This is a genomic window from Solirhodobacter sp. (assembly GCF_964715405.1).
The window spans coordinates 20,839-31,679 of record NZ_CBAICG010000038.1; the positions used below are offsets into that span (position 1 = coordinate 20,839).

At 69.6% G+C, this 10,841-nt stretch carries 10 protein-coding genes; 6 read left to right on the forward strand and 4 right to left on the reverse strand.

Annotated features, from left to right (window positions below):
* Positions 1-100: 100 nt before the first annotated feature.
* On the reverse strand, positions 101-550 hold the full coding sequence (locus tag AC11WY_RS14985) for a DUF1499 domain-containing protein (protein WP_482926907.1): 450 nt from the start codon (positions 548-550) through the stop codon (positions 101-103).
* Between the two features lie 4 nt (positions 551-554).
* Positions 555-1,517, reverse strand: coding sequence for an agmatinase (speB, locus tag AC11WY_RS14990; protein ID WP_482926909.1), 963 nt, complete (start codon positions 1,515-1,517; stop codon positions 555-557).
* A 153-nt stretch (positions 1,518-1,670) separates the two neighbouring features.
* Here speB and AC11WY_RS14995 point away from each other — a divergent pair, with 153 nt between their 5' ends.
* Entirely contained in the window at positions 1,671-3,011 is a 1,341-nt protein-coding gene (locus AC11WY_RS14995; RefSeq protein ID WP_482926911.1) for an NAD(P)/FAD-dependent oxidoreductase, read from the forward strand.
* 8 nt (positions 3,012-3,019) lie between these two features.
* Here the strand turns inward: AC11WY_RS14995 and AC11WY_RS15000 are convergent, their stop codons facing one another.
* Positions 3,020-4,183: a M20 aminoacylase family protein gene (locus tag AC11WY_RS15000; RefSeq protein ID WP_482926913.1), complete on the reverse strand. Its 1,164-nt coding sequence runs from the start codon at positions 4,181-4,183 to the stop codon at positions 3,020-3,022.
* A gap of 63 nt (positions 4,184-4,246) precedes the next feature.
* Here AC11WY_RS15000 and mazG point away from each other — a divergent pair, with 63 nt between their 5' ends.
* From mazG to AC11WY_RS15020, 4 genes are all read left to right on the forward strand, one after another.
* Positions 4,247-5,089, forward strand: coding sequence for a nucleoside triphosphate pyrophosphohydrolase (gene mazG / locus AC11WY_RS15005; protein ID WP_482926915.1), 843 nt, complete (start codon positions 4,247-4,249; stop codon positions 5,087-5,089).
* A 58-nt stretch (positions 5,090-5,147) separates the two neighbouring features.
* A complete protein-coding gene (locus tag AC11WY_RS15010; RefSeq protein ID WP_482926917.1) occupies positions 5,148-6,092 on the forward strand; it encodes a nucleoside hydrolase in 945 nt (314 codons plus the stop codon).
* Positions 6,093-6,170: 78 nt separating this feature from the next.
* Positions 6,171-7,610 carry a protein adenylyltransferase SelO gene (locus AC11WY_RS15015; RefSeq protein WP_482926919.1) on the forward strand — a complete coding sequence of 480 codons (1,440 nt, stop codon included), beginning with the start codon at positions 6,171-6,173 and terminating at the stop codon, positions 7,608-7,610.
* A 13-nt stretch (positions 7,611-7,623) separates the two neighbouring features.
* Positions 7,624-8,337: an endonuclease/exonuclease/phosphatase family protein gene (locus AC11WY_RS15020; RefSeq protein ID WP_482926921.1), complete on the forward strand. Its 714-nt coding sequence runs from the start codon at positions 7,624-7,626 to the stop codon at positions 8,335-8,337.
* A gap of 57 nt (positions 8,338-8,394) precedes the next feature.
* On the opposite strand, the gene AC11WY_RS15025 is transcribed toward AC11WY_RS15020, so the two are convergent.
* The gene (locus tag AC11WY_RS15025; RefSeq protein WP_482926923.1) at positions 8,395-9,297 is read right to left on the reverse strand and encodes a DMT family transporter; all 903 of its coding nucleotides are present in this window, start codon (positions 9,295-9,297) and stop codon (positions 8,395-8,397) included.
* Between the two features lie 223 nt (positions 9,298-9,520).
* Here AC11WY_RS15025 and eno point away from each other — a divergent pair, with 223 nt between their 5' ends.
* On the forward strand, positions 9,521-10,798 hold the full coding sequence (gene eno, locus AC11WY_RS15030) for a phosphopyruvate hydratase (protein ID WP_482926925.1): 1,278 nt from the start codon (positions 9,521-9,523) through the stop codon (positions 10,796-10,798).
* Positions 10,799-10,841 lie beyond the last annotated feature (43 nt).

The window sequence follows — 10,841 nt, forward strand, 5'->3', positions numbered from 1 at the left end:
GCGGGGTCGTGTGACACGGGGCTTGGGGGCCGGTCAAGGGCCGGGGGCGCTGCCCCCGGACCCCCGGGATATTTGCGGACCGAAAGAGCGGGGCGCGGCGTCAGTTCAGGCGGGCGAGCCAGGCGGTCAGCCGGGCCTTGTTGACGCCCCAGTCGCCGTCGCCGAAGCGGGCGCGGGCGAAGGCGGCGAAGCTGGCGCCGCCGGGGGCGGGCAGCACCCGGACGTTGGTGAAGTCGGGGTAGCCCATCAGGCGGCTGCGGGTGATGTAGGTCATCCAGCCTTCGACGACCGAGCCCGCGAAAAGCTGCGTGCGCGGCCAGGCGCGGGCGACGGCGTCGATCCTGGCGGCGAGGTCGGCGGGCGGCATTGCGTAGACGGGCGCCGCGCCATCGCCGCCCGCGGGGCGCAGCAGGTAGCCGTTCTTGAGCCCCGCGACTCCCGCAGTGACGGGATCGACGTGCCAGCGCGCGGGCGGGTTGGGCGACAGGCGGACGTAGGCCATGAGGCCCGCGACCAGCAGGACGACGACGACAAGCGCGGCCCGCAGCACCGCCCTAGCCCCGCTTGTTCCAGCAGTAGAGGCACATCAGTTCGGTCGCCACATGGGCGCCCGCGATGGCGGTGGCGCCGCTGGTGTCATAGGCGGGCGAGACCTCGACGATATCGCCGCCGACCATGTTGATGCCCGCGAGGTCGCGCAGCATCGCCGCCGCCTGCCACGAGGTCAGCCCGCCCCAGACCGGCGTGCCGGTGCCCGGCGCAAAGGCCGGGTCGAGCGCGTCGATGTCGAAGGTGACATAGGTCGGATGCGCCCCCACGATCGCTTTCGCCTTGGCGACGGCCGCGGCGGTGCCCTTTTCATGCACCTCGCGGGCGTCGATGACATGGACGCCGAGGAAATCGTCGTTGTGGGTGCGGATGCCGATCTGCACCGAGCGGCTGGGGTCGACGATCCCCGATTTCACCGCCTTGTAGAACATCGTGCCGTGGTCGATGCGGCTGAAGTCGTCATCCACCCAGGTGTCGGAATGGGCGTCGAAATGGATGAGGCTCAGCGGCCCGAACTTCTCGGCATAGGCCTTGAGGATCGGGAAGCTGATGTAGTGGTCGCCGCCGAGCGCGATGGTGCCGGCCCCGGCGGCGAGGATGGTGCGGATATGGGCGGTCAGCGTGTCGGGGAAGTCCGCGACCCTGGCATAGTCGAAGGCAACATCGCCGTAATCGACGATTGAAAAATCGTCGAGCGGCGAGAAGCCCCAGCCGTAGGGCGGATCGAAGGGTTGCAGGGCGGAAGCCTCGCGGATCGCCCGCGGGCCGAAGCGGGTGCCGGTGCGGTGCGTCACCGCCTGATCGAAGGGCACCCCGGTGAAGGCCAGATCGACCCCGGTCAGATCCTTGGTGTAGCTGCGGCGCAGGAAACTGGTGGCGCCACCGAAGGCGTTCTCCCAGGCCAGACCGCGGTTGCCCTTGCGGGTGAAGGCGGTATCCACCTCGTTGCTGGCGTCTTCGAGGCCCATGCCGCGCGCTCCGTTCGTTGCTGCATCGACCCCTGACCTAGCGCGCGGCGGGGTCGCTGGCAACTCGGTCGCGGGCCGGTCCGCGCGATCACGGTTGCGCGAGGACGCCGACTCGCCCACGATGCGCGCGTGCCCTGACCCCGGATTCCCCCCTTGCGCCGCCTCTACGAAGACCCCGCCTATGACACCTCGCGCTGGCCGCCCAGCCATTGGCGCGCCAGCCTGCCCGCGCCCGCCCCGGCGGCGGCGCTGACCGGCTTTCTGCGCGCCGAGGTCGCGGTGATCGGCGCGGGCTATGCCGGGCTGAACGCGGCGCTGGAACTGGCGCGCGGGCATGGCGCCGACGTGGTGGTGCTGGATGCGGGACAGCCCGGCTGGGGCGCCTCGGGGCGCAACGGCGGATTCTGCTGCATCGGCGGCAGCAAGCTCAGCGACCGCCAGATCGTCGCCCGCGTCGGCGAGGGTGGCGCGCGCGATTTCCGCGACTTCCAACACCGCGCGATGGAGCGGGTGGCGGGGCTGCTGTCGCGCCACGGCATCGCCGCGCGGCAGGGCCCGACCGGCGACGTCTGCATTGCGCATTCGCCCCGCGCCCTCAAGGGGTTGCAGGACGAGGCCGAGGCCAAGATGACGCTTTACGGCGAGGCGACCGAACTGATCCCCGGCGCCGCGCTGGCCGAGCGCGGGCTGACCGGCGCGGGCTTTCAGGGTGCGGCGCTGTCGGAGACCGGCTTTCCGATCCAGCCGCTGACCTATGCCGAGGGGCTGGCGCGCGTTGCCCAGGGCGCGGGGGTGCGGATCTTCGGCCAAAGCCCGGTTGTGGCGCTGGCGCCCGAGGCTGGCGGCTGGCGGCTGACCACGCCGCAGGGGTCGATGCTGGCGCGCCGCGTGCTGATCGCGACCAACGGCTACACCTCCGACGATCTGCCGCCCTGGATCGGCGGGCGCACCCTGCCCGCGCAATCGGCGATTCTGGTGACCCGCCCGCTGACCGGGGCCGAGAAGCGCGCGCAGGGCTTCACCACGCCGATCATGGCCTATGACACGCGGCACCTGTTACACTATTTCCGCCACCTGCCGGACGGCCGCTTCCTGTTCGGGATGCGCGGCGGGGTCAGCGCGGCCCCGGCGGCGGCGCTGCGCAATGCCGCCCGCGTGCGGGCCGAGTTCGCGCGGTTGTTCCCGGCCTGGGCCGGGGTGGCGATCGAGACGGAATGGTCGGGATTTGTCTGCCTGACCGGCAGCCTGGCGCCCTTTGTCGGGCCGGTGCCGGGGGAGGCGGGGCTTTACGCGGCGTTCGGCTGGCATGGCAACGGCGTCGCCCCGGCCACGCTCGGCGGCGCGCTGGCTGCGGGGCTGATCGCGGGCAGCCCGACCCCGGTGCCCGCGCTGATGCGCGCCCCGCCGCGCCGCTTCGTGCTGCCGCCGCTGCGCCGGGTCTGGCTGCGCCTGGCCTATGCGCTTTACGGCTTGCAGGACGGCCCGCTGCCCTGAGCCGCCGCCTACGCCAGCGGCTGCGCCCGCTCCACCAGCCGCACGAAGAAGCTGGCACCGATCGGCGCCGCCTCGTCGTTGAAGTCGAACGCCGGGTGATGCAGCCCCGCCCCCGGCCCGGTGCCGAGGAAGAGATAGGCGCCCGGCCGCGATTCGAGCATGTAGCTGAAATCCTCGGCGCCCATCTCGCGGCCCGCCGCGGCATCGACCAGATCGGCGCCCACCACGTCGCGCGCCACGTCGGCCGCGAACTCGGTCTTGGCCGGGTCGTTCACCGTCGCCGGATAGCCCCAGTCGTAGTCAAGGCGCGCCTGCACGCCATAGGCTGCCGCGTGGCCCTCGATGATCTCGTGGAAGCGTGTCTTCACCAGTTCGCGCAACTCGGGGCTGAAGGTGCGGATGGTGGCGCAGAACCAGGCCGTTTCCGGAATGATGTTCGAGGCGGACCCGGCGTGGAACTGCGTCACCGAGATGACGATCTCGTCCAGCGCATGGGCGTTGCGCGTCACGATGGTTTGCAGCGCCTGCACCATGCCGACGCCCGCGATCAGCGGGTCGATGGTCTCGTGCGGGGTGGCGCCGTGGCCGCCCTTGCCGGTGAGATGAACCCAGGCGGTATCGACCGCCGCCATCAGCGGCCCCGGCGTGGTGTTGAAGCTGCCGAAGGGCTGGTTCGGCACGTTGTGGATGCCGTAGACTTGGGTGATGCCGAAACGGTCCATGATGCCCTCCTGCACCATCACCTCGCCGCCGCCGCCGTCTTCCTCGGCCGGCTGGAAGATCAGCGCGACACGGCCGGAAAACCGCCGCGTCTCGGCCAGATACTTCGCCGCGCCCAGCAGCATCGTGGTGTGCCCGTCATGGCCGCAGGCATGCATCTTGCCTGCCACGGTCGAGGCATGATCCGCCCCCGTCGTCTCGGTGACCGGCAGCGCGTCCATGTCGGCGCGCAGGCCGATGGTCGGGCCCGCGCCGGTGCCGTTGATGATCGCCACGATGCCGGTCTGCGCGATGCCCTCGTGGATCTCGTCTACGCCGAATTCACGCAGCCGCGCCGCCACGAAGGCCGCCGTTTCGGTGCAGTCGAACTTCAGTTCCGGGTGCATGTGCAGATGGCGGCGCCAGGTCTTCATCTCGTCGGCGTAATCGGCGATACGGTTCAGCACGGGCATTCTGGACTCCTTCGGGCAATCGCGGTTAATCCCCACCTGAACCCGAAAAGCCCGGAGGCCGCAATGCCCGACCGCCCCCTTGCCCCTGTCGAAAGCGACAGCCTCGTTCACGACCCCGACGGCGGCATGCCCCGCCTGCTGGAAATCATGGCCCGCCTGCGCGACCCGGCCACCGGCTGCCCCTGGGATGTCGAACAAAGCTTCGCAACCATCGCCCCCTACACGATCGAGGAGGCCTACGAGGTCGCCGACGCCATCGAGCGGCAGGCCTGGGACGAATTGCGCGGCGAGTTGGGCGACCTGCTGTTGCAATCGGTGTTTCACGCGCAGATGGCGGCGGAGGCCGGGCTTTTCACCTTCGACGAGGTGGTGCGGGGCATCGCCGACAAGATGGTGGCGCGCCACCCCCACGTGTTCGGCGACGAAAGCCGCGACAAGTCGGCCGACCAGCAGACGGTGGACTGGGAACGCGTGAAGGCCGCCGAACGCGCCGCCAAGGCCGAACATGGCGTGCTCGACGGCGTCGCGGTGGGCCTGCCCGCCCTGCTGCGCGCGGTCAAGCTGCAAAAGCGCGCGGCGCGGGTCGGCTTCGACTGGCCCAGCACCTCCGAGGTTCTCGACAAGATCGTCGAGGAGGCGCGCGAACTGGTCGAGGCGCGCGACACCCTGACCGAGGCCGAGACCTTCGAGGAGTTCGGCGACCTGATGTTCGTCATGGCCAACCTCGCCCGCCACCTGAAGATCGACCCAGAAGCCGCGCTCCGCGCTGCGAATTCCAAGTTCACCCGCCGCTTTGGCGCAATCGAGGCCGCGCTGGCCGCGCAGGGCAAGCGCCCCGAGGACAGCAACCTCGCCGAGATGGACGCGCTCTGGGATGCCGCGAAGGCCGCCGAGAAAAGGGCCTGAGCGGCCCCTCGACAATCCCGACGACATGGGTTTTCCTGCGCCCGAACAGGAGGCCCCCATGACCCGCCCGCGCAAGATCATCATCGACACCGATCCCGGCCAGGACGACGCCGTGGCGATCCTGCTGGCGTTGGCCAGCCCGGCGGAAATCGAGGTGCTGGGGATCACTGCCGTGGCCGGCAACGTGCCGCTGCCGCTGACCCGGAAGAACGCGAGGATCATCTGCGAACTTGCTGGAAAACCTGATACAAAGGTCTTTTCCGGCTGCGACGCGCCGTTGCAGCGCAAGCTGGTGACGGCGGAGCATGTGCACGGCAAGACCGGCCTCGACGGCCCGGCGATGACCGACCCGGTGATGCCGCTGCAAGCCCAGCACGGCGTCGATTTCATCATCGACACCCTGCGCGCCGAACCCGTCGGCACGGTGACGCTCTGCCCCCTTGGCCCGCTGACCAACATCGCCACGGCGATGCTGAAGGCGCCCGACATCATCCCCCGGATTCAGGAAATCGTGCTGATGGGGGGGGCCTATTTCGAGGTCGGCAACATCACCCCGGCGGCCGAGTTCAACATCTATGTCGACCCGGAAGCCGCTGATATCGTGTTCAAATCTGGCGCAAATCTGGTGGTGATGCCGCTCGATGTCACGCACAAGGCGCTGACCACCCGGCCCCGGATCGAGGCGTTCCGCAACCTTGGCACCCCGGCCGGGCGCTGCGTCGCCGAGTGGACGGATTATTTCGAACGCTTCGACATGGGCAAATACGGCAGCGAGGGCGCGCCCTTGCATGACCCCTGCGTCACGGCCTACCTGATCCGCCCCGACCTGTTCACAGGCCGCCACGTCAACGTGGTCATTGAAACCAAAGGCGAATTCACCCTTGGCATGACCGTCGCCGACTGGTGGGGCGTCTCGGGCCGCGCGCCCAACGCGATGTTCATGGGCGACATCGACGCCGAAGGCTTCTTTGCCCTGCTGACCGAACGGATCGCGCGGCTCTGATCGCCCAACGATTTTTCGCCGGAAAATCGTTCCCGGATCGGTCCGGCGCACCTATGTAGAGGGCCAGAGGAGCGCCCGATGACGCTGCAGATGCCGTTCGACAACAGCTACGCCCGCCTGCCCGCGCGGTTCTACGCGCGGCTCGACCCCACCCCGGTCGCCGCCCCCGGCCTGATCGCGATCAACGACACGCTGGCCCGCGCCCTCGGGCTCGACCCCGTGGCGCTGGCCACGCCCGAAGGCCTCGCGATTCTCGCGGGCAATCGCGTTCCTGAAGGCGCCGAGCCGCTGGCGCAGGCCTATGCCGGGCACCAGTTCGGCGGCTGGAACCCGCAACTGGGCGACGGCCGCGCGATCCTCTTGGGCGAGGTCATCGCAACCGACGGGAAACGCTACGACATTCAACTGAAGGGCGCGGGGCCCACGCCGTTCTCGCGCCGTGGCGACGGCCGCGCCTGGGTCGGCCCGGTGATCCGCGAATACCTGGTCTCGGAAGCCATGCAAGCGCTTGGCGTGCCCACCACCCGCGCGCTCGCCGCCGTCACCACCGGCGAGGACGTGTACCGCGAAACCGTGCTGCCCGGCGCTGTGCTCGCCCGCGTCGCCTCCAGCCATATCCGCGTCGGCACCTTCCAGTTCTTCGCCGCCCGGGGCGATGTCGACGCCCTGAAAATCCTCACCGATCACGCCCTTGCCCGCCACTTCCCCGGCACGCCGGGCGCGCTTGGCCTGCTGGAGGCCGCCACAGCCGCTCAGGCCCGCCTTGTCGCGCAGTGGATGAGCCTTGGCTTCATCCACGGCGTGATGAACACCGACAATTCCCACGTCGGCGGCGAGACCATCGACTACGGCCCCTGCGCCTTCATGGACGATTACCACCCCGACCGGGTGTTCTCGTCGATCGACCAGTTCGGCCGCTACGCCTATGCCGCCCAGCCGCAGATCGCGGTCTGGAACATGGCGCAACTGGCGACCGCCCTGCTCCCGCTGATCGACCCCGACCGCAACGCCGCCATCGAGGCCGCCACCGCCGTCGTGCAGGGCTTCGCCGAAAGCTACGAGGCGGCCTGGCTCGCCCGCTTCCGCGCCAAGATCGGCCTTGTCACCGCCGAAGAGGGTGACGGCGGGCTGATCGAGATGCTGCTGGGCCGCATGGCCAGCCTGCGCGCCGACTTCACCCGCAGCTTCCGCGGCCTCGCCGAGGGCACCGCCCGCGCCGAATTCGCCGAGCCCGAGGCCTGGGACAGTTGGGCGCAGGACTGGCGCGCCCGCCTTGCCCGCGAGGGCCGGACCGAGGCCGACGCCCGCGCCACCGCCGCCCGTGTCAACCCCGCGATCATCCCGCGCAACCACCGGGTCGAGGCCGCGATCCAGGCCGCCGTGGCGGGTGATCTCGCCCCGTTCCGCCGCCTGAACGCCGCCCTTGCCCGCCCCTTCCACCATGCCGCCGCCGACGCCGACCTCACCGCCGCGCCGCACGCCCATGAGGCGGTGCGCCAGACCTTCTGCGGCACCTGAGATGATGCATGCCTTGCCCGCGCCGGCCGACGGCGCGCTGCGCGTCGCGTCGTGGAACATCCGCAAATGCCTCGGGATCGACCGCCGCCGCGACCCCGACCGCACGCTGCGGGTGATCGCGGCGAGCGGCGCCGATATCGTCGCGCTGCAGGAAAGCGACCGCCGCCTTGGCCCGCGCCCCGCCGCCCTGCCCGCCAGCCTGATCGCCGCCGCGTCAGACTACCGCCCGCTGCCGCTCGGGCAGAATGCCGTCAGCCTCGGCTGGCACGGCAACGCGCTGCTGGTGCGCCCCGAGATCAATCTGCTCGACGTCCACCGGCTCGACCTGCCCTCGCTCGAACCGCGCGGCGCGGTCTCGGCCGACCTGCAATGCGGGCGCGACAAGTTTCGTGTCGTCGGCCTCCACCTCGGGTTGCGCAGCGCGGACCGGCTGCGGCAGTTGGGGCGCCTCGTCGACTGGCTCGACCGCCAGCCGAAACTGCCCACCCTGATCCTCGGCGATTTCAACGAATGGGCACCCGACGCGCCCTTCCTGCCGCTCGCGCCGGGGTTCAGCGTGCTCGCGCCGGGGCACAGCTACCACGCCCGCCTGCGCCTCGCGCCGCTCGACCGCATCGCCTACAACGATGGGTTCAGCGTCGCGGCCCTTGGCATGATGGACCAGGGCGAGGCCGCGCGCGCCTCGGACCATCTGCCGATCTGGGCCGATGTGAGACTCTCCCGCTAACCCATTTCTTCCGTTCAAAAATATCCTCGGGGGGTGCGGGGGGCAGACAGCCCCCCGCTACGCCGGTGCCGCCTTCGGCGCCCGCGCGATCAGCACGATCCCCAGCGCCACCAGCCCGCCCGCCGCCAGGATCTGCGGCCCCACCGGCTCGCCCAGCACAAGCCAACCGAAACCGATGCTCAGAAGCGGGGTGAGGAAGGAAAAGCTGGTCACCACCGAGGCCGGATAGACCGACAGCAGCCCGAGCCAGAGGATGAACCCGGCCGAGACCACCACGACGATCTGGAACGCGAGGCCCGCGACATGGACCCAGTGCAGGTCGCGCAGCCAGGGCCCGAAGAAGACTGAGGCCGCGATCAGCACCGGGCCCGAGACGCCGACCATCCAGAACAGCTGCATCTCGGGCCGGATCCGCGCCATCGCCGAGCCGCGCGCCATCAGCGCGGTGCCGGCCCAGCCGAAGGCGGCGCCGAGCGCGAAGAGATCGCCGGTCAGGCTCGCCTGCCCGCCCTCGCCGCCGCCGCGATGCGCCAGCGCCCAGGCGACCCCGGCGAAGGCCAGCGCCAGACCCAGCGCCTTCACGGGCGTGATGCGCTCGCCCGGCAGCGCGTAATGCGCGATCACCGACATCCAGAGCGGCATCGAGTAGAAGATGATCGAGGCCCGCACCACCGTGGTATGATCGAGCGCGAGGAACAGGCACAGGAACTCGGTCGAGAATACCAGCCCGACCAGCAACCCGGCGCCGATGGTGCCGGGCGTCAGCCGGGGCGGGCGGCCCTGCCAGACCATCCAGCCCCAGATGCAGAAGAATGCCCCAAGCGAACGCAGCCCGGCAAAGAACACCGGCTGCAAGCCGTCATCGACGATCTTGATCACGACCTGATTGATGCCGAACAGCAATGCCGACAGCAGCAGCCCCGCAAGGCCCACGCCATCCAGCCGATCCTTGCGCGCCATTCTGCCCTCCATCCGATGCGTGCCACCACTTGCCGCGCCCTTCACCCGTGTCAAGCCTGCGTGAAAACACTGGCAGCGCCGCGCATCCTCGCGTAAACCGCGCCCGAGGCTCTTTGCAGGACAAATTGGACATATTGCGCGGGTCGAAGCCGGGTGGCCGCCGGTTTCCCATCCGGCGCGCCCCCGACCGAACCTGACCGAACCTGACCGAAAAGGACATCAGATGAGCACGATCGTAGACATCCACGCGCGCGAGATCCTCGACAGCCGCGGCAACCCCACCGTCGAGGTCGACGTGGTGCTGGAGGACGGCACGATGGGCCGCGCCTCGGTGCCCTCGGGCGCCTCGACCGGCAGCCGCGAGGCGGTCGAGCGCCGCGACGGCGACAAGAGCCGCTACATGGGCAAGGGCGTGCTGGAGGCCGTGGCCGCCGTGAACGGCGAGCTGGCCGAGGAACTGGTGGGCTATGACGCGACCGAACAGGTTGCCATCGACCGCGCCATGATCGAGATCGACGGCACCCCGAACAAGGCCCGCCTAGGTGCCAACGCGATCCTGGGCATCAGCCTTGCGGTGGCCAAGGCGGCGGCCGATTTCACCAGCCAGCCGCTTTACCGCTATGTCGGGGGCACCGCCGCGCGGATGCTGCCGGTGCCGATGATGAACATCATCAACGGCGGCCAGCATGCCGACAATCCGATCGACATCCAGGAATTCATGATCATGCCGGTCGCCGCCGACAACATCCGGGAAGCGATCCGGATGGGTTCGGAAGTGTTCCACACGCTGAAGAAGGAACTCGCCGCCGCTGGGTTCGCCACCAGTGTCGGCGACGAGGGCGGCTTTGCGCCCAACCTGAACTCCACCCGCGACGCGCTCGACTTCATCCTGAAGGCGATCGAGAAGGCGGGCTACCGGCCGGGCGAGGATATCAGCCTCGCGATCGACTGCGCGGCGTCGGAGTATTTCAAGGACGGCGCCTATGTGATGGCGGGCGAAGGCTTGACGCTGAGCCCCGAGGAGAACGTGGCCTACCTTGCCGCGCTGGTGAACGACTACCCGATCCTGTCGGTCGAGGATGGCTGCGCCGAGAATGACACCGACGGCTGGATTCATCTGACCCGCGAGCTGGGCACCAAGGTGCAACTGGTGGGCGACGACAACTTCGTCACCAACCCGGCGCTGCTGGCCGAAGGCATCCGGCAGGGCATCGCCAACAGCCTGCTGGTGAAGGTGAACCAGATCGGCACGCTGACCGAAACGCTCGCCGCCGTTGAGATGGCGCACCGCGCGCGCTATACCTGCGTGATGAGCCATCGCTCGGGCGAGACCGAGGACGCCACCATCGCCGATCTGGCGGTGGCGACCAACTGCGGCCAGATCAAGACCGGCTCGCTGAGCCGTTCGGACCGGCTGGCGAAATACAACCAGTTGATCCGCATCGAGGAAATGCTGGGCGAGACGGCGGAATACGCCGGCTGGTCGATGATCGGGCGGTAAGGACAGCGCCGGGCCTGCCCCGGCGAAGGGGGGGGGGGGGGGG